The sequence below is a fragment of the Planctomycetaceae bacterium genome (assembly GCA_039680605.1).
Classification (GTDB): domain Bacteria; phylum Planctomycetota; class Phycisphaerae; order SM23-33; family SM23-33; genus JAJFUU01.
The window spans coordinates 18,009-41,224 of record JBDKTA010000039.1 but is presented as its reverse complement, the minus strand read 5'-3'; the positions used below and the strand labels follow the sequence as shown (position 1 = coordinate 41,224).

Annotated in this window: 22 protein-coding genes and 1 pseudogene; 8 read left to right on the top strand and 15 right to left on the bottom strand. The window is 64.2% G+C overall.

What is annotated here, in order from left to right; genetic code table 11:
- Window positions 1-21 precede the first annotated feature (21 nt).
- The 4 genes from ABFD92_11185 to ABFD92_11170 form a co-directional block, all read right to left on the bottom strand.
- Window positions 22-1,005: a UbiA family prenyltransferase gene (locus tag ABFD92_11185; GenBank protein ID MEN6505096.1), complete on the bottom strand. Its 984-nt coding sequence runs from the start codon at window positions 1,003-1,005 to the stop codon at window positions 22-24.
- A gap of 90 nt (window positions 1,006-1,095) precedes the next feature.
- Window positions 1,096-1,932: a TatD family hydrolase gene (locus ABFD92_11180; GenBank protein MEN6505095.1), complete on the bottom strand. Its 837-nt coding sequence runs from the start codon at window positions 1,930-1,932 to the stop codon at window positions 1,096-1,098.
- A 14-nt stretch (window positions 1,933-1,946) separates the two neighbouring features.
- Window positions 1,947-2,495, bottom strand: a complete 549-nt coding sequence (locus ABFD92_11175) for a transcription termination/antitermination NusG family protein (GenBank protein ID MEN6505094.1) — start codon at window positions 2,493-2,495, stop codon at window positions 1,947-1,949.
- Between the two features lie 138 nt (window positions 2,496-2,633).
- Complete coding sequence (locus ABFD92_11170) at window positions 2,634-3,419, bottom strand: nuclease-related domain-containing protein (protein MEN6505093.1); 786 nt, start codon at window positions 3,417-3,419, stop codon at window positions 2,634-2,636.
- Window positions 3,420-3,586: 167 nt separating this feature from the next.
- On the opposite strand from ABFD92_11170, the pseudogene ABFD92_11165 reads away from it, so the two are divergent.
- A pseudogene (locus tag ABFD92_11165) lies at window positions 3,587-3,922 on the top strand (DNA/RNA helicase domain-containing protein).
- 103 nt (window positions 3,923-4,025) lie between these two features.
- The gene (locus ABFD92_11160; protein MEN6505092.1) at window positions 4,026-4,415 is read left to right on the top strand and encodes a hypothetical protein; all 390 of its coding nucleotides are present in this window, start codon (window positions 4,026-4,028) and stop codon (window positions 4,413-4,415) included.
- 86 nt (window positions 4,416-4,501) lie between these two features.
- Here ABFD92_11160 and ABFD92_11155 read toward each other — a convergent pair whose 3' ends face one another.
- From ABFD92_11155 to ABFD92_11130, 6 genes are all read right to left on the bottom strand, one after another.
- Window positions 4,502-5,785, bottom strand: a complete 1,284-nt coding sequence (locus ABFD92_11155; GenBank protein MEN6505091.1) for a beta-ketoacyl-[acyl-carrier-protein] synthase family protein — start codon at window positions 5,783-5,785, stop codon at window positions 4,502-4,504.
- Window positions 5,782-7,095, bottom strand: a complete 1,314-nt coding sequence (locus tag ABFD92_11150) for a beta-ketoacyl synthase N-terminal-like domain-containing protein (GenBank protein ID MEN6505090.1) — start codon at window positions 7,093-7,095, stop codon at window positions 5,782-5,784. Before ABFD92_11150 ends, ABFD92_11155 begins: the two co-directional genes overlap by 4 nt.
- A 205-nt stretch (window positions 7,096-7,300) precedes the next feature.
- Window positions 7,301-7,678 carry an acyl carrier protein gene (locus ABFD92_11145; protein MEN6505089.1) on the bottom strand — a complete coding sequence of 126 codons (378 nt, stop codon included), beginning with the start codon at window positions 7,676-7,678 and terminating at the stop codon, window positions 7,301-7,303.
- Window positions 7,679-8,087: 409 nt separating this feature from the next.
- Window positions 8,088-10,253: a LamG-like jellyroll fold domain-containing protein gene (locus ABFD92_11140; protein MEN6505088.1), complete on the bottom strand. Its 2,166-nt coding sequence runs from the start codon at window positions 10,251-10,253 to the stop codon at window positions 8,088-8,090.
- Window positions 10,254-10,335: 82 nt separating this feature from the next.
- Window positions 10,336-11,958 carry a hypothetical protein gene (locus ABFD92_11135; protein ID MEN6505087.1) on the bottom strand — a complete coding sequence of 541 codons (1,623 nt, stop codon included), beginning with the start codon at window positions 11,956-11,958 and terminating at the stop codon, window positions 10,336-10,338.
- Window positions 11,959-12,017: 59 nt separating this feature from the next.
- Window positions 12,018-13,082: a Gfo/Idh/MocA family oxidoreductase gene (locus ABFD92_11130; GenBank protein ID MEN6505086.1), complete on the bottom strand. Its 1,065-nt coding sequence runs from the start codon at window positions 13,080-13,082 to the stop codon at window positions 12,018-12,020.
- 116 nt (window positions 13,083-13,198) lie between these two features.
- Between ABFD92_11130 and ABFD92_11125 the strand changes: the two genes are divergently transcribed.
- Window positions 13,199-13,411: an alpha helical protein gene (locus tag ABFD92_11125; GenBank protein MEN6505085.1), complete on the top strand. Its 213-nt coding sequence runs from the start codon at window positions 13,199-13,201 to the stop codon at window positions 13,409-13,411.
- Window positions 13,412-13,467: 56 nt separating this feature from the next.
- Window positions 13,468-14,664, top strand: coding sequence for a DNA methyltransferase (locus tag ABFD92_11120; GenBank protein MEN6505084.1), 1,197 nt, complete (start codon window positions 13,468-13,470; stop codon window positions 14,662-14,664).
- On the opposite strand, the gene ABFD92_11115 is transcribed toward ABFD92_11120, so the two are convergent.
- Window positions 14,651-15,271 carry a hypothetical protein gene (locus ABFD92_11115; protein ID MEN6505083.1) on the bottom strand — a complete coding sequence of 207 codons (621 nt, stop codon included), beginning with the start codon at window positions 15,269-15,271 and terminating at the stop codon, window positions 14,651-14,653. The genes ABFD92_11120 and ABFD92_11115 overlap by 14 nt on opposite strands.
- Window positions 15,272-15,540: 269 nt before the next feature.
- On the opposite strand from ABFD92_11115, the gene ABFD92_11110 reads away from it, so the two are divergent.
- Window positions 15,541-15,699: a hypothetical protein gene (locus ABFD92_11110; protein ID MEN6505082.1), complete on the top strand. Its 159-nt coding sequence runs from the start codon at window positions 15,541-15,543 to the stop codon at window positions 15,697-15,699.
- Between the two features lie 290 nt (window positions 15,700-15,989).
- Window positions 15,990-17,093, top strand: a complete 1,104-nt coding sequence (locus ABFD92_11105; protein ID MEN6505081.1) for a uroporphyrinogen decarboxylase family protein — start codon at window positions 15,990-15,992, stop codon at window positions 17,091-17,093.
- A gap of 222 nt (window positions 17,094-17,315) precedes the next feature.
- Here ABFD92_11105 and ABFD92_11100 read toward each other — a convergent pair whose 3' ends face one another.
- On the bottom strand, window positions 17,316-19,154 hold the full coding sequence (locus ABFD92_11100; GenBank protein MEN6505080.1) for a trehalase family glycosidase: 1,839 nt from the start codon (window positions 19,152-19,154) through the stop codon (window positions 17,316-17,318).
- A 135-nt stretch (window positions 19,155-19,289) separates the two neighbouring features.
- Here ABFD92_11100 and ABFD92_11095 point away from each other — a divergent pair, with 135 nt between their 5' ends.
- Both ABFD92_11095 and ABFD92_11090 read left to right on the top strand, forming a co-directional pair.
- Window positions 19,290-19,601, top strand: a complete 312-nt coding sequence (locus ABFD92_11095; protein MEN6505079.1) for a DUF1232 domain-containing protein — start codon at window positions 19,290-19,292, stop codon at window positions 19,599-19,601.
- A 169-nt stretch (window positions 19,602-19,770) separates the two neighbouring features.
- Window positions 19,771-20,217 (top strand): hypothetical protein, encoded by a 447-nt coding sequence (locus ABFD92_11090; protein ID MEN6505078.1) that lies wholly within the window; start codon window positions 19,771-19,773, stop codon window positions 20,215-20,217.
- A 59-nt stretch (window positions 20,218-20,276) separates the two neighbouring features.
- Here ABFD92_11090 and ABFD92_11085 read toward each other — a convergent pair whose 3' ends face one another.
- The 3 genes from ABFD92_11085 to ABFD92_11075 form a co-directional block, all read right to left on the bottom strand.
- Window positions 20,277-20,492 (bottom strand): hypothetical protein, encoded by a 216-nt coding sequence (locus ABFD92_11085; GenBank protein ID MEN6505077.1) that lies wholly within the window; start codon window positions 20,490-20,492, stop codon window positions 20,277-20,279.
- A 167-nt stretch (window positions 20,493-20,659) separates the two neighbouring features.
- On the bottom strand, window positions 20,660-21,379 hold the full coding sequence (locus ABFD92_11080) for a DUF4339 domain-containing protein (GenBank protein ID MEN6505076.1): 720 nt from the start codon (window positions 21,377-21,379) through the stop codon (window positions 20,660-20,662).
- Window position 21,380: 1 nt separating this feature from the next.
- Window positions 21,381-23,072, bottom strand: a complete 1,692-nt coding sequence (locus tag ABFD92_11075) for a glutamine--tRNA ligase/YqeY domain fusion protein (GenBank protein MEN6505075.1) — start codon at window positions 23,070-23,072, stop codon at window positions 21,381-21,383.
- Window positions 23,073-23,216 lie beyond the last annotated feature (144 nt).

Here is a 23,216-nt window from a genome sequence, read left to right as displayed (position 1 = left end):
AAGCCGCAAGCGGCGGGATGCTTAACTGGAGTAGAACCGCCGGCGCAGAGCAGGGGACAGGAGTCGCCCGACGAGCAGCACGCCGATGAGGATCCAGGGGGCGTAGGAGGTTTTGTCAGTAATGGCCATCACGGCCATGCCTGCCTGGATGAGCATCAGCCCGGCGATGAGCTTGCCGACGATCATCTGCACGATCACCGGGTGGGGCTTGCCCGCCAGCAACAGCGACCACCAGACGGCGTAGAAGGCGGCGATGGCCGTCACGCCCATGGCGGCGAACTGAAGACTCGTCGACATCCACGTCGTCGAGTGCGCCAACGCCGGAAAGCCCAGCAGCAGCACCACCGGCGGACCCCAGCGCTTGTGGCCCAGGTCGCGCTGCGTCGTCTCGCCGGCGGCGATGGCCGTCGTCGTGGCAATGTACAGTCCCAGCACCGCCGCGGCTGTCACCACCGGCAGCATGCCGATGCCCCACCCGGCGGCGGCCGCGCCCAGCAGCAGGCTCAGCGAACGGCACAGACCCATGTTCAGCGGACCGGCCACCGGGTGGCGCTTGACGAACGTGTTGTACGAGGCCATCGACAGCACCAGCAGGATGCCTATGGCGCATCCGGCGGCGCCGCAAAGCGTGGCCAGGACCATCCCGCCCAGGCCCAGGGCGCTGGCGGCCAGGGCGGCCGAGCGGACGTTGACAGCCCCGCTGGGCAGCGGGCGATCGGGGCGGTCGCGCTTGTCCTCGGCAAAGTCGGCCAGATCATTGGTAATCAGCCCGCGCATGTAGAACAGCAGCGCCGCGGCCACCATCAACGCCGCGCGAGCCCAGGGCTGATCGATCAGGACGCCCTGAAAGAGCCCCGCCCAGCCCGATGCCGCCCGCGGGGCTGCCCCGCCCGCGCTGGCCAGCAGAAACCCCACCAAGGGATCGCCCGGAACCGTCAGCAGGTTCGGAAGGCGAACCAACTGCAGCCAGGACTTCAGGCGGGATTGTTGCAACGTATCATTCATGAGGAGCGTCTGGGTGCTATGGCAGCCGTTTCGCAGCCGCCATGGCACCGTGAAACGCGCGGAGCAAGCTCCGTCGCTAACAATCGAATCCTATCGCTGGAACACGGAGGGGTCTACCGGGGGGATTGAAAAATCCGGTTTCCAGTTCGGGCTGTGGGAGTAGAACGCCATCGCGTTGGCGAAGACCAGGCGTTCGATCGCCGCCGCGTCGTGGCCGTCGGTCTGCATGAAGCTCACCACCTTGACCAGGCTCAGCGGGTCGCTGACGCCCCAGTCGGCCGACCCGTTGACGATCACGCGATCGGAACCGTACTGGCGGATCATCGCCGAGACGCGCTGCGGGGTGAGCTTGGAGTACGGGTAGACCGTCATGCCGCACCAGCAGTCGGTGGCGGTCGAGACGGGCATGGTCTCCTCGGTGTTGTGGTCGATGATCACGCGGGCCTGGTCAACGCCGCAGCTTTTGATGATCTCGGCGATGCGGCGCGTCCCGCGAAGCTTGTCCACGTGCGGCGTATGCACGATCACCGGCAGCGAGCGCTTCATGGCGATCTCGAGCTGCGCCACAAACGCCGCCTCCTCGTTGGGCGTGATGTTGTTGAAGCCGATCTCGCCGATGGCCACGCAGCGCGCGTGATCGAGGTACGGGTCCATCCCGGCCAGCACCTCGCGCACGAGGCCGGTGTCTTCGGCCTCTTTCGGGTTGACGGAGATCGCCGCGAAGTGGTCGATCCCGAACCGCCGCGCCCGCACGGTCTCGAAGTCCAGGATGAGCTGGAAGTAATCGAGGAACGTGCCCGCGTAACGGCGGTTGGCGCCCAGCCAGAACGAAGGCTCCACGCATGCGCGAATGCCCGAGGCGTGCATCGCCTGGTAATCGTCGGTGGTGCGCGAGTACATGTGAATGTGCGGTTCGATGATGATCATGGTCTACCTTCGATTCAGTCCACCGGCTCAAGCAGGTCGGCGTCGATCTCCATCGCCGCGCCCTGACCGAGAATGCTCACTTGCAGCACCAGCCGCGTCACGTTGGCCCGCGAGGCCACAATGCCTTCAAGACCCTGGAACGGACCGGCCGTCACGCGACAGCGGCGTCCGGCGGCCGCAAACGGATACGGATCGAGTTCCGCCTCCCCGGCCAGGGCCTGCTGGACAGCCGCCAGCTCGGCGACGATCTGCCGCTGGTCAGCGACCTCGATCACCTGGCAGAGTCGGTTGGTCGTCAGGGCGGCCAGTCGGGCGTCATCGCCGCCGCAGAAGAAGACGTACGAGGGGAAGACCGGCATGAGCACGCGGCGCTTCTTTCCGCCGCTGACCCGCACGCGCGTCAGCAGCGGCAGAAAGTATGCGATGTCGCGGCGGAGCAGGTCCCAGGCAAAGGCTTTCTCGAAGCGGGCCTTGGTATGCCCCACGCGCCATCGCCCCGGCATCGCCGCCACCAGCGCCTCGGCCGGATGAACCATCGGAGGATTGTCACTGAGTCTAAGCACTCGGGAAATATTCCTTCTCCCGCGAGTATATCACCCCGCCGCCCCCGTAGCCACGGGCCCTGTCAGGGCCAACCCCGGGTGCCTGGAGCAATTATGATGCCTGACAATGGTCAGTGTTTGCTGGATACCGCTCACGGATTACTGTTGTGCCAACTTCGCCCGGGCTTGGCCTTGGATGTATCCATCCAACGCGGTACAGGCCTGCGACACCTGGGCGGGATCGAGCTTCTTTCGCTGCGTTTCCATCCAAGACAGGAATTTGTTCTCGTGCATGACCCAGAGTTGTTTGTCACCGCGATAGTTGATAATCGCCCCGACGTAGATCAGCACTGGCTGCACGTCTGCCTTTGTCGCGCCGACGAGGTTCTTGATGAACCCGGCCTCGGCGAAGGCCTGCCTGATTGGCTCGTCAGTCTCAAAGCCGTTAATCGCCACCTTTTGCCCGTCAAACGTCACTTCGACCTTCTTGCCATCCTTGCGCGAATGCGTCTTGGTCTCGATAGTAAAAATGCCGCCAGGACCAACCAGTACGTGATCGACGTTGCCCTTTTCATTGGGCACGTCTTCGAACAGCCGCCAGCCATTGGCCTTGAGTTTGTCCAGGCATTGGCTGACATAGACCTCGCCCTTTGCCCCGAGGCTGTAACTACGTGCCTCGCGCATCCCACGGCCGATCTTTATGATGCAAACTCCAATCAGCGCAACTGCGACCCCGGTAACAGACAGGGCCCCTTGCACAACCGATTTGCTCAATACTAACATCCAGGCGACCATGATCATCATGAGGGCAGCCGCAAACATGGCCACCCAAAGATCGACCTTTTCACCCAGGATCTTGTCGCGCTTCTCGCGAGTTGACTGTCCCGCCTGAGGCAGCAGCGGCTGATCGAATGGCAGGTCGCGTTTTGGTTTCTTGACGGCCACGTAGTTCTCCTTGTTCCTGAAGCATCACCCAGTTGTTCAGGGGAATGACTTCTGGGGTGGAAGACTACCACTGATGATACGACGGCACAACCAATTGCCCTTCGGTCCTCTACCTGGCATAATCTTCCTTGCCAATGAAAAGGCATTACTATTCCGATCCGATTGCGGATGTGCGATCATCGTACTACCTTGAAGACGTGGCCACCGAGTTTGACGTGCAGGGCCTCGAACTGGATTGGGCCTGCCTCACTTGGGACGCAGATTTCCGGTACACGGATGATGGCTGGCAGCACTGGTCATTCTGCGGCGACCGCTGGAACCACATCCGCAAAGCCGAGCGGCAGATGTACCTCAAGAATGCCTATCGCGTGCTGCTGACAAGAGCGCGGCAAGGTATGGTGATTGTGGTCCCAGAAGGCCATGGTGACGACCCCACGCGCAATGCTGCATACTATGATCCCACGTTTGAGTATCTGCTCCGAGTGGGATTTTCCGCAATTTGAAAATCATTCAAGGTTATCCCTTTCCACGGCAAGACCTGTAGCAGCCCAGTCCTTTTTGCCTCGCACATCGCGTTTAACAGGCGTTGGCGGTAGAATCCATGGCATGGGAAAACGAATTATGTTCGCGATCGGGATTGGGGTTCTTGCCGGGCTGGTGAGCATTGGGGCCGCGTTTGTTCCCAATCTCTTCAACTCCATCGAGAATCCCAACTTCAATACCAACCTTCGCTTGACGTGGTTTGCGGGGGTTTCGCTGCAGGGGATACTGGCGGCCGCTTTACTTGCCGTGTCTATTCCAAAATTGTTGAAGGTGTCGTCGACGGCCTGGGGGTTATGGGCTTGCGGGCTGACGGCTGTGCTTGCCGCCGTTGTGCCTGCCCCGTGCATCCTTTGGGGCCGGTATGCTGATGGCCTTGTAGGGATCTACGCGATCGCGGTCACCCTGGCGGGAGCGTTGTTTGCCTGGACGCGGCAGAAACGAGATAGCCAGTAACCCGTAGCCGGTAGCCAGTAGCCTGGGGACCAGCAAAACGGCTAATCGCATTGTCTGGCTGATAACTGCAAGCTGATAGCTGACAGCTATTTCACCGGGGCGATGATCAGGGAGTTGTTTTGGCCGCCGAAGCCCATTGAGTTGCTCATGACGTATTTGAGCTTGGCTTTTCTTGGCGTGTTGGGGACGTAGTCCAGGTCGCAGTCGGGGTCGGGGGTGGTCAGGTGGGCGGTCGGCGGGATAGTGCCGTCGCGCAGGGCTAGTACGCAGGTTAATAGCTCGGTGGCGCCGGCGGCGCCGATCAGGTGGCCGAGCTGGCTCTTGACGGACGAGACGGGGATCTTCGGCGCGTGGCGGCCGAAGGCGGCTTTGACGGCCCGGGTCTCGACAATGTCGTTCTGCTTGGTGCCCGTGCCGTGGGCGTTGATGTAATTGATCTGCTTGGGCGAGAGGCCCGCGTCGGCCAGGGCGGCGGTCATGGCCGCGGCGGCGCCGGCGCCCTCGGGGTCCTGGTCGGTGATGCGGTAGGCGTCGGCGCTGCTGCCGTAGCCGACGATCTCAGCAAGCATTGGGGCCCCGCGTTTTTTGGCGGCTCGGTATTCCTCGAGGATCATGATGGTGGCGCCCTCGCCGATGACGAACCCGTCGCGCGTCAGGTCGAAGGGGCGGCTGGCGGTTTCCATCTCGTCGTTGCGGCGCGACAGCGCGGTCAGGCGCGTGAAGCCCGTGATGGCCATCGTGTGGACCATGCTGTGAGCCCCGCCGGTGATGGCCGCGTCGATCTCGCCGGCGCGGATCTGGCTGGCGGCTTCGCCGATGGCCTGCGTGCTGGCGGCACAGGCGGTCAGGACGTTGTACGCCGGTCCGGCGACGCCGAAGCGGTTGGCCAGGTGCGCCAGGACCATGTTGGCTTCCTGCTCGACCTCGCGGTAGAGCTCCATCCGCTCGAAGGCGAGGGTAGCCCAGACGGCCGTGTCCACCGCGCCGCCGCGCCAGGAGTCGGTGATGCAGCTCATGAAGTTGTCGAAGTCCAGCCGCCCCTCGCCGCTGCCCAGGTACAGCCCCAGCGCGTCGCGGTCGAGCGTGTCGCGCTGGGCGAGGCCGGCAGCCTGCCAGGCCTGCACGGCGGCGCCGATGGCAAAATGGGTGTGGCGGCCGGCGGTGGCATGTCGGGCAGCGTCGGGGACGTGGTCCTCGAGATGATAGTCTTTGACCATCGCGGCGAATCGCGAGGGAAAGGTGGCGGCGTCGAAGGTTGTAATCGGGCCAAAGCCGCTCTGCCCGGCCAGCAGGGCGGCCCAGGTTTCCTCAACGGTATGCGCCAGGGGGTTGACGGTGCCCATGCCGGTGATGACCACGCGTCGCTTCATGCGGGATACCTCTTGAGGACGCAGGCGGCGGATTGTCCGCCGACGGTGAACGAGGCGCAGGCGGCAGCGCGCAGGGGCGTCCAGGCGGCGGTGGGCTGGAAGGTCAGCGAGCTCGGGGCGGCAGGGGCGGTGAAGTTGACCGTCGGCGGGATGGTCTGCGTGTGCAACGCCATCGCCGCGGCGATGGTGCTGATTCCGCTGGCGCCGGCGAAGAGGCTGCCCAGGGCGCCGGTGGCGGTGCAGGCGGCCAAGGGTGCGGCGCGTCCAGTAAGGGCGACGGACCAGGCGGCGGTCTCGGCGTCGTCCTCGGCGGGCACGGCAGTGCCGTGGGGCAACGCCAGGTCGATCTGGTCGGGGGCCAGGGCGGCTTTGGCCAGCGCTCGGCGCAGCGCGGCGGCAACATTGCCGCAGGTGGGGCGTCGCAGGTCGACGGCGGCCGGGTCGGACGCGGCGGCCCAGCCGACGACCTCGGCGTAGATGCGCGCCTTGCGGGCTCGGGCGTGCTTGAGTTCTTCGAGAATGATCAGCCCGCCGCCCTCTCCGATGACCGTTCCGGAGTGCGCGGCGTCGAAGGGGCAGCAGGCGCCGGCGGGGTCGTCGTTGCGCGAGACGCACGTGCGGCCCAGGAGCGTCTGGCGCAGCAGACCCATGGGGTTGAGCTTGCTTTCGGTTGCCCCGGCGACGACGACGTCGGCGGCGCCGCGGCGGATCCAGCTCGCCGCCTCGGCGACGGCCAAGTGCCCGCTGGCGTCGCCGCAGGCGATGGTATTGCTGGGGCCTTTGCACTGGTGCAGGATCGTCGTGTGGCAGGCGCACATGTTGGGCAGGTACTTGAGCAGCCACAGCGGGGCGAGGTTTTCCATCTGCCCGCTGCCCCAGGCGTGGAAGTCGAACCGCCCGTCGCGCAGGCTGCTGACCAGTGCTGAGCCCAGCTCGTTCATGTCGGCGCACATCAGACCCGAGCCGATATTGCAGCCGAACCGCGCCGGGTCGGGCGCATGGCCGGGCCCCGGCGCCGAAGGCGTGCTCAGACCGGCGTCGCGGATCGCCAGGTCCGCGCAGGCGACGGCAATCTGGATGTCGCGGGCCATGACCTTGACGGCCTTGCGGTAGTCCTTGGGCACGAAGTCGCGTGCGGAGAAGTCGGTCAGCGGACCGCAGATCTGCGTGGGGAAGTTGGACGGGTCGAAGTCTTCGACGCGGCGGACGCACCGACGCCCCGCCAAGGCCGCCGACCAAAACGCCTCAATGCCGATGCCCGAGGGCGCCACCGGACCAAGCCCCGTGATGACGACGCGCCGCTCAGCCATGGGGCCGCCCCCGCCCGGCGCAGATGCCTACAGGCGCCGCGGTGGCCGGCGGCGCTGAACCTCCGCAACGGCGATCAAGGTGGGAAACCCGCATGCAATCCTCGCGACCACAACGGGCGGCCCGATACGCAAGCCGCCCCCTCACCGACGTGCCCCGCCCGCTCGCCGCCGGGGCAGCACCCCTCGTCGGCGGATGCTGAGTGACCTAAACTTTCGTCATGACGTAGTTAACGATCGTCTGTACGCGGAACAGCTTTGACATGTTGTTGATGTCGGGATCCTTCTCAAAATCCGTGAAGTCGGCGTGCGGCATGCGGTCTTTGAGCCGCTGCAGACCGCTGGTGGTCAGCTTGCCGTCCTGCACGAAGTCGGGATTGTTGAGCACGTTGTCGGGGAACAGCTCGCCGCGGGGGATGGTGATGCTGAAAGCCTTCTCGATGCGGAACACGATGTCGAGGAAGTCGATGGACTCGGCGCCGAGATCTTCGGTCAGCGTGGCCTCGGGCGTAACTTCATCTTCTTCGACGCCCAACGCATCGACCAGCGTCGCCTTCACTTTTTCGAAAACTTCTGCCTGGTTCATCGGCCGGTATCTCCTAAAGTGCCGGTTCTATGTCAAACCACAGGCGCAGCGACATTGCCGCCCGCCCAGGAATTGGCTATGTATAGAAGTTCCGCCCGGCGATGTCAACCCCATCGGCGCGAGAAAACGCGCCGCCCGATCAGGCGTGGAACCGCTCCCACATCTTCTGCACCTTCATCAGGGCGTCGATCTGAGGGCTCCAAAGACTTTGCCACAGAGATCACAGAGAACGCAGAGAGAAGAAACCCCGGGGCCGGGCGGCATGGCGACACGCGTTGTTCAGCGGGTCGCCATGGCCGTTCTTCGTAGCACGGGCGTCTCGCCCGTGAGTAGCATGGCCGTCCCGGCCATGTCCCCGGCAATTTGCACGGGCGGGACGCCCGTGCTACTCATGGGCAAGATGCCCATGCTACTGCAGCAGCGGTCGAATGCGGATGTCGCTGAAGGTCACCTCGCCGCCTTCGGCGAAGAGCCGCACGCGGTCGGCTGATGGATTCCAGAACCGCGTGGTGACAGTGCGAAATCGCGTCAGCTCCGCGTCGATGATGTCGTTGCGGCAGATGATGTCGACCTCGAAGGGCTTGTCGAGACCGGCCACTTCATGGATGCCCGGCGTGCCCCAGTTCGTGCCGGCGCTGTCGACGATGGCTGAATAGATTGCCGTGCGATTGATGGGATCAAAGGACAACTCGCAGCCGTCGTCGGCTTGAGCCCCGCCTCGCAGGCGCAGGCCGAACTTTTTGATCCCCGGTTGCGGCGCGATCTTCATCGTGATGCGCGCACCGCCGGCGATGTTGGGGATGACGGCCTCGGCGCGCTGATCGGCGGCCTTGAGCGTCAGCGCGGGCTGCACAGGAAGGTCGTCGCCGCAGGGCGGGATCAGCTCGGGGACGAACGTCACGCCGAGAATGCCCTCGCTGTTCTGCACCAGCTCGCGCAGGATCAGGTTGCCGCCCCAGCCGCCATCGTCGAGGAAGCCGGCGTAGATGTAGCGCCCCTCGCCGAAGCGGGCGACCTTGGGCACGCTCATGTTGTCCAAGCTCCGCGGGTGGTGCTCCTCCCACGGGCCAAACTCCCCGCGGCTGCGCCACCAGTTCAGCCCGCCCATGAAGTAGTACCAGTCGCCCATCTTGAAGAGGTTGGGGCACATCTCGATGCAGTAACGCGCGTCGGTCTCGATGAACGGCTCTGCCGCCGGCGTCCAGGTGCGCAGGTCCGTCGAGGTCAGGCGGTCGAGGCGGATGGTTTTGTCTGTCCGCTCGCCGTAGCGGATGAGGTGATATGTGCCTGCCGCATCGGCATAGACCTCGCAGTCGCCGCCGCCCAGGAACGGGTGAGGCTGCTGCTTGGTGAAGTGGATTCCATCAGTGCTGGTGGCGAGCTGGATACCGTGATGGGGCCACTTCTTGTCGTAGCACGGGCAGGGATAGTACCAGTGGTACACGCCCTCATGCACCGCCACGCCGCCGGTGCCGTTCCAGGCCTCCCACTGCTCGCTGATGGGGATCGTCACCGGATGGTGCGTCCAGGTCTTGAGGTCCGTTGTCGTCGCCTGCCAGATCTCCAGCCCGCCGTGGCCGCCGTCCCACTTGCTGTGCATGTTGCGGCGCAGGATCAGATAGAACAGGTGGAACGTGCCGTCGTGCCAGAAGGGGATGCAGTCGCCGGCCTTGCTGTTGTGCCCGCGCGGGCGAAAATACTGCATGCTCTTTGCCGGCGGGCCCAGGATCTCCAGTTCGCGCTGCGAGACCGTCTGCGGACCGCCGGAGATCGCCGCCACCTCGTCGGCCGATAGCGCCCGGTCCCACACGGCCACGTGATCGACCAGGATGTTCTGCCCCGCCAGGCCGGCGCCGATCCGGAACGGCTGCGTGCTGTCTCGCGTGGCGCCGATGGGGTACTCCTCGTCCACCAGCACGCCATCGACATACAACAGCAGCTTGGGCCCGGTAAAGCACACCACGATGTCGTGCCAGTCTCTCGCGCCGATCCTCTGCACCGGGCAGCAGATCTTCATCACGGCGTTCTGGATGTCCTCCAGCAGCGGATAGTCTCGCTCGGGAAACCGCAACTGGATGTCGCGCCGCGGAGCGTTGACCTCGTCGGCGCCCCAGACAACCTCCAGCAGCGACTGACAGCCGTCGATCGAGCGAGGCAGGCCCGGCTTGAACATCCAGGCGTAGATCGTGCTGCGCACGCCGAAGAGGTTGCGGTCGCTCATGGGCATCGTTCGGCCGTCAAGGGCCCGCAGCGACAGGCTCACTGCCCCGTCGCCGCCGTCGCTGCCCAGGATCGGATGCAGCCAGGTCCCGTCCACATCCTTCATGCGAATCGCCACGGCAAAGGCGGATTTGCCAAGCTGCAGCGGCGCCTCGCCTGCCAGCGACAATGATCCGCCGCGCAGGCGCGCCGCCCGGCCGTCGCCGCCGCGGGCCAGCGACTCGGCGCGCTCCTGACCGGAGAGCTCCACGCCCAGCTCGACCTCGCCATGCGGCTCAAGTGAGAGGCCGCCCGCGGCAGGGCGTACATCGTTCATGTGCCAGAGGTGCAAGGCATCCTGAAACGGATTGTTCATACGATCCATCTCCTGGTGCAAATTGCCCAGGCATGGCCCAGACGGCCATGCTACTCACGGGCGAGACGCCCGTGCTACTGGGTTAATTCCTCGGAGCAAGCTCCAACTTGTCGACGACCTTGCCCTCGATGTCCATCGTCTGCATGACCAGCTTGTCCTTGCGGACCTCGAAGAGCACGAAGTGGTCGCCGCGGTAAGTGGCGCGGGAGGCCTTGTTCTGGTCGACGTAGATCTGGTGCAGCGGTTTGCCGCTGCCGCCGGCAAAACAGGTCATGATCGTCGGCACGCCCGCGCCGGCAGGCGGCTCCGAACGTTCGTAGTGCGTGTGGTAGCCGCCGATGGCGATGCTGGCCTTGTATTTCACCAGCAGCGGGTCGATGTTCTTGGCCGTGTAGGCGATGATCGGGCGCACGCTTCGTCCGGCGTTGGGCCCCGAGCAGTGCGACACCTGCGCATTGAGCACCACCACGTACGGCTCCTTGGCCTCGGAGAGCACCTTGTCCAGCCACTTCAGGCCCTCCCCACTCTTGTCCTGCGACATCCACCAGGACTCGACGGCCACGAATCGCACCGGCCCGACCACCGTCGTCCAGCGGGCAAAGTCGCTATCATCGGGCGGAAAGTAGAACTGGCGGCTGAAGGACATCGGCGACGACATTTCGCGCAGGCCGCACATCGGAAACAGCGGGATGCGGGCCAGCGTCTCGGGATGCACCCCAAAGAACTGGTGGGTCCACATGAAGTCCCACGGCGAGCTGTCGACGTACTTGCCGGTGTGGATCAGCAGGTCGGGGTGAACCTCCAGAATCTTCTCCAGCACCTTCTTAAGCCGTTGGGAGTTGCCCTGGTAGACGGCTGTGTTGCCCAGCACGGCGAAACGCAGTCCCTCGCCGAAGGTCGGCATGCGGACCTGGTAAGGCCCGTAAGTCTTCTCGGCGGCGCCCGCGCGGACGCTCATGGAATACTCGAAGCTTCGGACGCCCCTGGGCAGCGGCACGCGGGCCTTCATCTGCATGGCCCGCTCGACGGTGTGCTGGATCGGCACGCCGGGCGCCCCGGCAAGGGGCTTGACGGTGATCGTGAAGGCGGCGGGCACAACCGCACGGGCGGCCAGCGTGAAATAGTCCTCGCCGATGGCGCCCAGGACCGGCAGGCGGTCGAGCACGGGCGTGTTGGCCGACACCGCTTCCAGGCGCAGCGGGCAAGCCATGGGATCGGCCAACTGGAACCAGTACACGCCCGAGACGGTCAGGGTGTTGGCGCCTTTCTTGAGCAGTTGCGCGTCGATGGGCACGCAGCGGTACAGCGTATTGGGCGCCAGGCCCGAGTCGATGGCGGCGCCGTTAAGGACGAGCTTCATTTTCGTCAGGTTGGGCTTGGCCCCGACGTTGTAGCGGTCGATGGTCTCGGCGTCGGTCACGGCGAAGGCGCCGTCAACATCCCCGACGCGCAGGCGCACCACGCCCAGCGCGGCGGGGTCGGCAATCTCGAACGTCGCCGTGGCCACGACGGCGTCTTTCTCGTCGGCCGTGCGCTTCCAGGTGATCGTCGGGGCCTGGGGCGAGAACGTCTTGCCGCCGTCCATGCTGTACTGCCACTGCGCCTGAACGGGCGTGGTTTTGAAGGGCTCGTCGGCCCCCGTCGCCGCCGGGGCCCAGAGGAACCCCGCCGCGGCCAGTATGCAGAATGTTCGTGTCGCGCACATGGTCTGGGTCTCCTTCCGGTTGCGGGCATTATACCAAGGCCATGGCGCCCGTCACCGCCTCATGAACCGCCAACGATCTTCACGGGCCTGCCAAGCCGGTCAGACTCCATGCTCCAGTGCAGGCAGGCCTGCACCCTGGCGCCGTTGGCGAAGTCGCTGGGGTCGTTGACGCCGGTGCGGATCGATTGGATGAACCGTTGATAGTTGCTGGGCGTCGGGTCGCACGAGACCACGTCCCACGTCGCGGACTCCAGGGCGGTTTTGCCGCGGCAGATCCTGTAATGATCGTAGCCGCCGTCAAGATCCACTTCGATCGCCCCGGCGTCGCCGTAGAGGCGGCATCGCAGGCTGTTGTGGTGCCCGCAGGCCCAGCGGCTGGAGTGTACCGTTCCGACCGCCCCGCCGGCCAAAGCGATGTTGGCCACGAAGCTGTCGTTGGCATCGAGCACGTACTCGCCCAGGCGGTTGCCCTCGACGCCCTTGTCGAAAGTCGCCAGGCGGCAGAAGATCTCGACGATATCCTGCCCCGCCAGCAGGCTCGTCAGGTCGTAGATATGACAGCCCAGGTCGCCCAGCACCCCGGCGCTGCCGTGGGCGCTCGAGAGCCGCCACGTCAATCCTGGGGAGACGCGCCAGTCGCCCCAGGCGCTCTGCGCCAGCCAACTCTGCAGGTAGCTCGACTCGATGTGGCGAAGCGAGCCGATGACCCCGGACTTGACCGCAGCCGCCGCCGCCTGCAGACCGCACGAGTTGCGGTAACTGAAGTTGACCATGTTGACGACGCCCCGGGCGGCGGCCGCCAGCGTCATCCGGCGCGCGTCCTCCAGGGACGTTGCCAGCGGTTTTTCGCACAGGATATTCACGCCCCGCTCGATCACTGCCAGAGAGACCGCCGCGTGCTGGGAGTCGGGCGTGACATTGGACACTCCGTCGAGGGTTTCGCGATCGAGCATCTCCCGGTGATCGCTGTAGACCGCGGCGATGTCGTGCCGGGCCGCGAACGCCTCGGCCCGCGGGCGGTCGACGTCGCAGCAGGCCGTCACCGCCACGCCCTCGATCGCTTTGAAAGCCGCGGCATGCGTGTGGGCCATGCCGCCGGTCCCGATAATGGCGATTCTCAGCATACGAGTACTCCCGACAGAACGTTAGTCGCCAGGCGGCGATTCCGCAATGCGGCGGCGACTATAATACCTTCGTGGCCGGATCGGGATCCGAAACTTCAACAACGGGAGGGACGACAATGACCATGCATGCGGGCGATACAACCAAGAAGGACGTCGATTGCATTTGCTCCGATTGCGACACCATGATGCACATCGACCAGGGACAAGAGATTCCCGAATGCCCCTGCGGCGGAACGGACTTCGAAGAAGTTGAGAAGGCCGGCGTGGGCTCAAAGAAGAGCAGCAAGAGCAGCCGCAGCAGCACGGACTGGGACGATACCGAGGAGTAACCGCACCGGTTGCAAGAACACCCCCTGCCGGCGCGCCGGCGCCGGCAGGGGAGAGAATGAAAAGAGCCCTTCCATCAAGAAAAGTTCGTTTTTTGTTTGCAGTGCGACGTCTGGACGTCTATGATCCTTTCATGATCAGCCGAAGAATAATGCCCGGCCAAATCCGCGATGCCATCGTTGATTATCTCGCTCAGCACTGTGGTGAGGCTTCACTGGCGGAAATACATACTGCCGTGAACCGAAGGCTGGGGGAAGAGGTTGCCGGTTCGTCCGTGCGAAGCTATCTGAATCTCAATACCGCCACCTTGTTCGATCGCATCAAGCCGGGAACGTATTGCCTGAGACCTCCTGCCGCCAAAATCTCCGCGCCAACTGGTGCGCCCATGGCGGCAGCCTTGGAGTTTGGACGTGTCCGTCTGCACCATGGCAATTGTTTCGACTGGCTGGCCTCGCGCGATGCACAGAGCATTGAGGCTGTCGTGACGGATCCGCCCTATGGACTGGTAGAGTATTCGCAGAAGGAGCAGCAGAAGCTCCGCTCCGGTCAGGGCGGCGTGTGGCGCATACCGCCGTCGTTTGACGGACACCAGCGGTCCCCCCTGCCTCGGTTCACGACGCTCCGTCAAGACGATCTGGACGCACTGGTGGTATTCTTCTCCCAATGGGCGCGGCTGCTGATGCCGGTTCTCGTCCCAGGCGCCCACGTGGTGGTGGCCACCAATCCGCTGCTTTCACATCTTCTCTCCGCCGCATTGGCCAGCGCCGGCCTGGAACGGCGGGGTGAGATCATCCGTCTGGTAATGACCATGCGAGGAGGCGACCGCCCAAAGAACGCGCACCTGGAGTTTCCGCATGTCAGCGTGATGCCGCGCTCCATGTATGAACCCTGGGTTGTCTTCCGCAAACCTCTCGAGGGGCGAGTGCAGGACAATCTTCGCCGATGGAAAACGGGCGGGTTTCGCCGTCCCGATGAAGGCAAACCATTTGCTGACGTCATCGCCTCATGTCCGACGCGCCGCGGCGAAAGGGCCATCGCGCCCCACCCCAGCTTGAAGCCCCAGGCGTTCTTGCGACAGATCGTGCGGGCGGTCCTGCCGTTGCAGGAAGGAACGGTGCTCGACCCCTTCGCGGGATCCGGTTCCACTCTCGCCGCCGCTGAAGCAGTGGGCTATAGCGCTATTGGCGTGGAAATGGACGAGAGCTATATTGAAATGGCCAAAACTGCGGTGCCGGCTTTGTCTAGACTTCGCTGACCGGCGTAAGCAGATAGACCCAATTCTGTCGGAGCTTCTTCACCCCGTCGCGATCAAGTGTCGACGTGCGCGTTCCTAACGGGCCGCGCGCGTTACTGCGAAAATCGGTCACCGTCACCTTTGAGAGATAAACTTCGGTGAAGCTCATGGGCTTGCGCCGGGTGGCGGGTTCGGTCAGAGAATCTATTTCGTAGACAAAGACGCACATCCACTGGTCACGAGCGCCATGGGTGTCGACAGCCCCGCCGCGTTTTCTACTGGTCTTGATCTCGACGCCTTCCGTGCCCGCTTTGACGGCGTTGTTGGCATAGACGCCCTTGACCACCAGGTCCGGATGCCCGTTGAAGTACGCGTTCTGAACCAGGCTGCGCGAATGCTTGGCCAGGCTGGCCGTCAGCATGTCCGACAGGAGCCCTGACATGATTGAAGGACGGAGCATGTCGTCCAGGCGATCCAATCCCCTGTTCACCAACAACGTGTTCACGTCGTGGAAGAAATCATAAACATCCTGCATCGCCAGCCGGAAATCCTCGTTCCTGAGATTGAATGGAAGAACGGCATGCTCGTTGAAAACGCCTTGATCGCTTGTGTTCCGCTTAATGCGCATGGCTGGAATCTAACATCTATGCCGCCAGACAACAATCTTCGGTCATCACAAAATAAGCTTCATTGTGCCGCATCGCCGAGACCGTTATGGTACAATGCCCCTGTTCGGTCCGTCACCCGCAGTCATCGGCAAGAACGTTGTTCCCGCCACTAACTCCGCCTGACGCTCCTGACATAATCGGCAGTTGCTCAAGACCAGGCGGGCGGTTCGGCTGACAGCCCTCTCGCCTGCGACACGTACCGCCGGGCCCGACTGGGCGAAAGACCATCATGGGTGTGACAGGACACAAGAACAAACACGCGAAAGCACCGATCGACACCGCCGACGCCAAGACCCGCACGTGCCTGCGATGCGACAAGAGCTTCGAGTCCAACAGCCGCGCCAACCGCATCTGCCCCCGCTGCCGCGGCCTCAAGGGCCGAAGCTGAGCCTTTTCACCGCAGAGATCGCAGAGTTCGCAGAGTTCTTCTGATGTGAGGGAAGCTCAACTCTTGCCGTCAAGCGTTCGCTTATCTGAAAAACCGACCACAGAGGCACAGAGAAAACGAGAAGAGAACCTGCCATGTCTTCTCTGTTCTTAGCCCCTCTTCCGCTCTGCGTCCTCTGCGATCTCTGCGGTGAATCCGCTTTTTCCCGCCCGCTGATCCTTGAATACCCGCCGGCCTTGCGTTAGAAGTTCCTTCTGCTGTCCCACGATCCCTTCGAAAGGAACCGCCTCATGCAGACGCAGACGTACCGCGGCCTGGCGATGCCGTCCAAGCCCGACTGGCCGGCGCTGGTCGACAATCTTGCTCGCAAAGGCACGCCGCGACGCGCCCACCACATGGAACTGTTTCACGACGGCGAGATCGAGACGGCCATCGTCGACCGCTTCGACCTGGCGCCCAAGAACATCGCTCGCGACCACGCCGACTTCGGCCGCTGGCGCCATATCAACTTCCACCGCTTCCTGGGCTTCGACTACGTCAACGTCGGCCTGGCGTACGCCGGACCGGCGCTGAACTGGCAGCTCACGCAGGACACGGCAGACCGCCCGCACGCCAACGGGCGCGGCTATCTCGACGAGCACCGCGGGCCCATCGCCACGTGGGAAGACTTCGAGAAGTTCCCCTGGCCGGACCCCAACGTGCCCGGGGCCACCGCCGAGCTGGAGTGGTGTCAGAAGAACCTGCCCGACGACATGTGCATCACCGGCATGGTCGGCGGTCACTTTGCCGAGTATCAGACGTGGCTGCTGGGCTACGAGTCGCTCTGCTACGCCCTCTACGACAAGCGCGACCTGGTCGCGGCCATCGAGCAGAAGCTGCGCGACATCTTCCGCAGCGTGACGCGGCAGGTGCTGCAGTTCGACCGCGTGAAGATCGCCTTCGCCAGCGACGACATGGGCTTCAAGACCCAGCCGCTCATCGGTCCCGACGACGTCCGCGAGTTCTGGCTGCCCGGGCACAAGGAACTGGCCGCGATGGCCCACGCCGCCGGGCGACCGTACCTGCTCCACGCCTGCGGCAACCTCAGCTCGATCATCGACGACCTGATCGACGACGTGAAGATCGACGCCAAGCACAGCTTCGAGGACACCATCGAGGACGTGCGGCAGGTGAAGCACACGTACGGCCGCCGGACGGCGATGATTGGCGGGATCGACGTGGACTTTCTCTGCCGCGCCGGCGAGGCGGCTATCCGCCAGCGCGTGCGGGAGACGCTGGACATCTGCCAACAAGGCGGCGGCTACTGCCTGGGCAGCGGCAACAGCGTGGCCAACTACATCCCCGTCGAGAACTACCTGGCGATGGTCGACGAAGGCCGCCTCTGGGGCGCGTGATTACGGCGATTGTGATTAGGTGTTAGCCGCTGAGGTCGCTGAGGACGCTGAGGAAATATTGGAAGAAGATTGTTAGCGACCGAGCTTGCTCGACGCGGTTCCGAAGGCCCCGTTGAGCACACTTCCAACGGGGATTGAATGCAGTACGTCATGGCACCGTTCCATCGGCTAGAATAAAACCATACTTTATTTTAGCCGGTCGACGGGACACGTCTATTGGGTCTACGTTCGGCCACTTTCCTTCAGGGCCATCAGGGCCAGCAGGGCGCCCCAGTGGTAGAAGCGATCGGACATGTAGTGGTCGCAGCCTTCGCCGGTGTTGGCGTTGTAGTTCTCGTGTACGTGGCGCTTTTCGTTCCACTCTTTCATCAGCAGTGCGGTTGAACGCTCGACCAGGTCGGCCCGGGCGCGGCGGGCGGCGGGGGTGTCGTAGTTCCGCAAGCCCAGGTAGACCAGCCAGTTCATCGGCGCCCAGATGCGGCCGCGCCAGTGGTGCTGCTCCTTGTATCGCGCGTCGTCGCGCGAGATCGAGGGCAGGATCCACGTTCCCCAGAACTCGGTGGGGTTGTAGAAGTGCTCGTTGATCATGCGGTCGGCCTGTTCGGGCGAGGCCGCCCGGGCCAGCAGCGGGTAAAAGTTCGTCGGCGAGATGCGGCGAGAGAACTCGCGCGTGTCCAGGCGGAGATTGTAGAACAGGCCGCGCTGGTCGTCCCAGAGGTCCTGGAGCTTGAGGCGGTACTTTTCGCCTCGGGTGCGCAGTTCGGCGGCGTCGTCGGTTCGGCCCATCGCCCGGGCGATCTCGGCCAGGGCGTCGCAGTCGGCCACGTAGAGGCCCATGAGACCGGCGTCGGCAAGCTTGAGCTGGTGACGCTGCTCGTCGTAGGGCACGTCGTCGTACATGGGGGAGGTGTCCAGGCCGCTTTCGAGGATCGCCCCGGCGGCCTTTCCGACGTTGCCGGTCTCGAGGGGGATATTGAGCACGGGCTCAAAGGGCGTCGAGCCCAGGCACAGATATCCGTCGGTGTCGCGCTTGGCGGCCCACCAGCGGTTCCACGACAGCAGGCCCGGGTATGTTTCCTCCAGCAGCCATCGGTTGCCCCAGCGGGCGTACAGGTCGCGCACGGTAATGGCGCCCACGGGGGGCTCGGAGTGGTCGCGGCAGACATACCCGCGCCCGGCGGCGGCGTTGGGCACAAAGCCGTTCTCGGTGACTTCCTGCGTGATGGCGATGGCGTTGGCGCAGGCCAGCGCCTCGTTGTCGACCCCGGCCATCGCCGCGGCGAAGTACGTGTCCCACTCGAACAGGATCCACCCGCCCCAGCACCAGGTGTTCCACAGGCGGCTGACCTGCGTGCTGACGCGGTCGGTCTGCGGATCGTAGATGGTGTTCCAGGCCAGGATGCTCTGCATGGCCTCGTACTGCGCGGCCAGTTCGCCCCACTTTTCAAAGCTCTTGAGTTGCGCGGCGCGGGCGCCGGCGATGACCGCCTCGATTTCGGCCAGCGTGCGGGGGCGGCCTGTCGAGAGCCCCACCGGCGCGTCGAGCTTCAGGGCCAGGTACGGGCCGGTGCATCTGGTGTACGGGTCGTCCACGTGCGGGGCGGTGGCATGGACGCGGACCTCCAGATCGCCTGCCTGCAGGCGAAGGGTTTCGCCCTCGCGCGAGGCGCAGCCGGGGCGATTGAACATCACGCCGGCGTTGGCGATCAACAGCGGTGCGTTGGCCTGCGTGGTGCTCGCGCGGGCCAGCGCCACCCAGTCCTGGCCGTCCAACGCCGTCTGGATCGTCAGCGTGACGCCGCGCCAGTCGAGTTTCAGTTCGGTGTAGCGGCCGTCATACGTCCGCGGCCCCACCGTCACCTGCTCCTCGAGGGCGCCCTGTCGGCCGATGAGGATCTCGTCGAGGTGCTGGGCCTCGTCGATCTCCTTGAGGCCGAGGTTGATCGCCAGGCCCGAGGGCATCAGCACGTGCGAGGTGACGCTGCGCGTGTTCCAGGTGTTCCACCCGCGCGCCAGGTCGGCGGTAAATGTCTTAAACTGCGGCGAGAGCGTCCGAGGCATTGTGATCTCCGGTTAACTGGTTAACTCGTTAACGGGTTGACTGGCGAAAGACCAGCAAAAAACGGGAAGAATGGAATGTTGGAATAATGGAATACAGAGGCGGCGGGCTCCGGGGCTCTCCGCTAGAATGCAGGCGTGAGCGCCCAACCCATCAAGAAGGTGAATCGCGTTCGGACGGCCGCCCGCACGCTCATGCGCGAGCTGGCAGTCTATCGCCTGGCGATGAAGCACCCGCGCACGCCGCGGGCGGCGCGGTGGCTGTTGTGGGCGGCGCTGGCGTATGCGGCCAGCCCGATCGACCTGATCCCCGACTTCATTCCGGTGATCGGCCACCTGGACGACGTGCTGATCGTGCCGGCGTTGGTGATGCTGGCACTGAAGCTGATCCCCAAGGAAGTGATGGTCCACTGCCGTGAACAAGTCAGATGCGATGAAAGTACCCGCTGAGGTCGCAGGGGAAGGCGGGGAGAAATGCATAAATATGCAATATTCTTCTATCCAGTAGCGGGTGCGGGTTATAAATTACCGGCAGATCAGGGTCTACTTCTTCTGGGGCCAAAACATGATTTTGTATAGATGCACGTCGTGCAAGAGTACGTTGGAATCGCCGGACACCATGGCTGGCAAGTTTGACGAATGTCCCGAGTGCAGGACGCGCGTGCTCGTGCCTGCGGCGGCGGCCAAGGCGGCCCAATCGAATCCCTATGCGATGCCGCGCGTCGGCGCCGCTGCACCGCCTCCGGCGGCCGCGCCTGCGCCGCGTCGACCCGCGGTAATTCCCGTGCAGCAGGTTTCACCCGCTCAACCGCAGTCGGATCTCGATCGCCTGCGCATGCAGCAGGAGGCCCGCGCACAGCGCGAGAAGGAAGATCGCGCCGCCATCCGCTGGGGCTCAGGGCAGCGCGGGATCGACAAGGGCGTCTGGGGCGGGCTGGCCATGATGGTCGGGGCCGTTGTCTGGTTCGTCGTGGGATGGATGGCCGGATACATCTTCTTCTATCCGCCGATCCTGTTCGTGATCGGAATAGTCGCCTTGGTGCGCGGGCTGGCCGATCGGCGTTGAATCCATCGTGTCGGTCTTGCGCACAATCCGAAATCCGCAATCCCGAATCCACAATCGAATCACGCTTGGTGGGACTGGGGTTCGCTGACGCGGAAGGAGATGGTCGATTCGTCCATGCTGAAGGTTCCGGCCAGCACTTTCAGGATGGACTGTTTGAGGCTGTGGAGGGCTTGTTCGGTGGTCGCTCCGCTGCCCTTGCACAACCGCATCGAGGGGCACCGCGCGAGGTATCCTTCGCTGCCGTCGCGCACAATGATGGCGTCGAGGACAAGCATCTGATCTCCACCGGGTCTCACTGATTTCGCTCCAGGGCGCCGCAACCCATGCCTCGAAGACACGGGACAATTACGCCTCTATCTCCATCGGTCCGGCAGAGGAGCGGATTGAATAACGGTGGCAAATCAGCGAAAAATCTCAAAACCGCCCCCCGCGACGCGGGATGTCACAAACCCGCCGGCGCCTCCGGAAAGGTCGCCAGGTATTCATCGCAGCAGCCCTTGAGATGCACGTAGTAGTCGTCGATCCGGACGGGCCTGACGATCGGCGACGCCGCGGCTGCATATATGACGCAGGCCAGAAACGCGACCAGCCCGCCCAAGGCATAGAAGCCGTTCTCTTTGATCCCGGCCAATACCGGTCCGCCGATCAGCGGCACGAGGCTCAGCCAGCCGGCGGCGATGGCCAGTCGCCGGCGGAGGACAAACTTGCGCGTCAGGCCAATCGCCAGCGATGCCTTCTTCTGCAGGATCGCCACGACGATGGCCCCGACCAGAAGCCCCGCCAAAAGCGTCAACAGCAGCCAGCGGTTGTACCAGATGAAGGTCCGCCCGACCATGACGGCCTCGGGGCTGTTGGTCTTCATGCAGCGCTGGGGCAGTTGGGCGTTGCGGTGGACGATGAGGGTTCGCCCCTTGCGCCAGATTCCCACCGGCGGGCCCGGACGATACGCCGGATACGGCAGCGGCGGCGGCCCGCCCTCAGGGAACAGCTCGGTGACGGTGCCGGCGCAGGCCCACTGCTCCATCCCCACCCGCCAGACGAAGTGCGACCTGTCCAGCCGCCCCTGGGCGATCATCGCCCGCAGGGTCTCCAGCGTGTAAGGCCCGCCCTGGTGACCCATGATATTGCAGTACCATTGCTCCGCCGGAAGCGTGGGTTCCATTTCAGGCGCCTTCCTTCTGCTGGATCTTGCTCCAGGTGTCCTTGAGCGTCACGGTGCGGTTGAAGACCAGCTTGCCGGCGGCGCTGTCGGCGTCGACGCAGAAGTAGCCCAACCGCTCGAACTGGAACCGCTCCAGCGGCGCTGCGGCAGCCAGCGACGGCTCGACGAAACACTCCTCCAGCACCGTCAGGGAGTTGGGGCTCATGTTCTCGGTGAAGTCGTGTCCCTCGGGCACATCGGCGGGGTCGGCCTTGCTGAAGAGGTGGTCGTACAGGCGCACCTGGGCCTTAACGGCATGGGCGGCGGAAACCCAGTGGATGGTTCCCTTGACCTTGCGGCCGTCAGGGCTGTCGCCGCCGCGCGTGGCGGGGTCGTACGTGCAATGGACGGCCGTGACGTTGCCGGCGGCGTCTTTCTCGACGCTGGTGCATGTGACAAAGTACGCGTATCGCAGGCGCACCTCGCGCCCCGGCGAGAGGCGGTGGAACTTGTGCGGCGGGGTCTCCATGAAGTCGTCGGCCTCGATGTACAGCTCGCGGCCGAAGGGCACCTTTCGCGATCCGGCGGCGGCGTCTTCGGGATTGTTCACCGCGTCGAGCTCTTCGCTCTGGTCGGCGGGATAATTGTCGATGATGACCTTGACCGGGTGCAGGACGGCCATCACGCGCGGGGAGGTCTTGTTGAGGTCTTCGCGCAGGCAGTGCTCGAGCAGGGCGAAGTCGACGGTGGTGTTGTACTTGGCCACGCCGATGACCTTGGCGAAGTTTCGGATCGCTGCCGACGAGTACCCGCGCCGCCGCATGCCGCTGATGGTGGGCATGCGCGGGTCGTCCCAGCCCGACACGTGCCCTTCCTTCACCAGGCGCAGCAGCAGGCGCTTGGACATGACGGTGTACGTCAGGTTCAGCCGCGCGAACTCGATCTGCTGGGGATGGTACACGCCCAGCTCGTCCAGGAACCAGTCGTACAGCGGGCGGTGGTTCTCGAACTCCAGCGTGCAGATCGAGTGCGTGATGCGCTCGATGGAGTCCTCGATCCCATGCGCCCAGTCGTACATCGGATAGATGCACCACTTGTCGCCGGCGTGGGGGTGGCTGGCGTGAAGGATGCGGTACATCACCGGGTCGCGCAGGTTCAGGTTGGGGCTGGCCATGTCGATCTTCGCCCGCAGCACGCGCTTGCCGTCGGCGAACTCGCCGGCCCGCATGCGCGTGAAGAGGTCGAGGTTCTCCTCGACGCTGCGGCCTCGGAACGGGCTGTTTTTGCCCGGCTGCGTCAGCGTGCCGCGCGTCTGGCGGATCTCGTCGGCCGTCTGGTCGTCGACGTAGGCCTTGCCCTTCTTGATCAGTTGCACGGCGCAGTCGTACATCTGCTCGAAGTAGTCGCTGGCGTAGTACAGGTGCTCGCCCCAGTCCCAGCCGAGCCACTTGACGTCTGCGATAATCGAGTCGATGTACTCCTGCTCTTCCTTGACGGGGTTGGTGTCGTCGAAGCGCAGGTGGCAGCGCCCGCCGAACTCGGCCGCCACGCCGAAGTTCAGGCAGATGCTCTTGGCGTGCCCGATGTGCAGGTACCCGTTGGGCTCAGGCGGAAAGCGGGTGATCACCCGCCCGCCCCACTTGTCGGTCTTCAGGTCGTCGGTAACGATCTGGCGGATGAAATCCAGCGGTGCAGCGTTCTCGTTGGTAGTCATAGGTGAATTATCATAGCAGGGAAGCTGCTGGATGAAAACGATTGCCGATTTGGGATTGCGGATTGCGGATTAGGAGCGGGGATCTCTGCCATCCGCCTGTGCCTGCTGATCAGAAATCCGAAATCAGCAATGCCCAATCCTTTC

Excerpts from the sequence above, each read along its gene's own strand:
- ABFD92_11185 (MEN6505096.1), bottom strand. The coding sequence starts at position 1,005 with ATGAATGATACGTTGCAACAATCCCGCCTGAAGTCCTGGCTGCAGTTG.
- ABFD92_11180 (MEN6505095.1), bottom strand. The coding sequence starts at position 1,932 with ATGATCATCATCGAACCGCACATTCACATGTACTCGCGCACCACCGAC.
- ABFD92_11160 (MEN6505092.1), top strand. The coding sequence starts at position 4,026 with ATGGGAAAACGAATTATGTTCGCGATCGGGATTGGGGTTCTTGCCGGG.
- ABFD92_11155 (MEN6505091.1), bottom strand. The coding sequence starts at position 5,785 with ATGAAGCGACGCGTGGTCATCACCGGCATGGGCACCGTCAACCCCCTG.
- ABFD92_11150 (MEN6505090.1), bottom strand. The coding sequence starts at position 7,095 with ATGGCTGAGCGGCGCGTCGTCATCACGGGGCTTGGTCCGGTGGCGCCC.
- ABFD92_11145 (MEN6505089.1), bottom strand. The coding sequence starts at position 7,678 with ATGAACCAGGCAGAAGTTTTCGAAAAAGTGAAGGCGACGCTGGTCGAT.
- ABFD92_11140 (MEN6505088.1), bottom strand. The coding sequence starts at position 10,253 with ATGAACAATCCGTTTCAGGATGCCTTGCACCTCTGGCACATGAACGAT.
- ABFD92_11135 (MEN6505087.1), bottom strand. The coding sequence starts at position 11,958 with ATGTGCGCGACACGAACATTCTGCATACTGGCCGCGGCGGGGTTCCTC.
- ABFD92_11130 (MEN6505086.1), bottom strand. The coding sequence starts at position 13,082 with ATGCTGAGAATCGCCATTATCGGGACCGGCGGCATGGCCCACACGCAT.
- ABFD92_11125 (MEN6505085.1), top strand. The coding sequence starts at position 13,199 with ATGACCATGCATGCGGGCGATACAACCAAGAAGGACGTCGATTGCATT.
- ABFD92_11120 (MEN6505084.1), top strand. The coding sequence starts at position 13,468 with ATGAAAAGAGCCCTTCCATCAAGAAAAGTTCGTTTTTTGTTTGCAGTG.
- ABFD92_11115 (MEN6505083.1), bottom strand. The coding sequence starts at position 15,271 with ATGCGCATTAAGCGGAACACAAGCGATCAAGGCGTTTTCAACGAGCAT.
- ABFD92_11110 (MEN6505082.1), top strand. The coding sequence starts at position 15,541 with ATGGGTGTGACAGGACACAAGAACAAACACGCGAAAGCACCGATCGAC.
- ABFD92_11105 (MEN6505081.1), top strand. The coding sequence starts at position 15,990 with ATGCAGACGCAGACGTACCGCGGCCTGGCGATGCCGTCCAAGCCCGAC.
- ABFD92_11100 (MEN6505080.1), bottom strand. The coding sequence starts at position 19,154 with ATGCCTCGGACGCTCTCGCCGCAGTTTAAGACATTTACCGCCGACCTG.
- ABFD92_11090 (MEN6505078.1), top strand. The coding sequence starts at position 19,771 with ATGGCTGGCAAGTTTGACGAATGTCCCGAGTGCAGGACGCGCGTGCTC.
- ABFD92_11085 (MEN6505077.1), bottom strand. The coding sequence starts at position 20,492 with ATGCTTGTCCTCGACGCCATCATTGTGCGCGACGGCAGCGAAGGATAC.
- ABFD92_11080 (MEN6505076.1), bottom strand. The coding sequence starts at position 21,379 with ATGGAACCCACGCTTCCGGCGGAGCAATGGTACTGCAATATCATGGGT.
- ABFD92_11075 (MEN6505075.1), bottom strand. The coding sequence starts at position 23,072 with ATGACTACCAACGAGAACGCTGCACCGCTGGATTTCATCCGCCAGATC.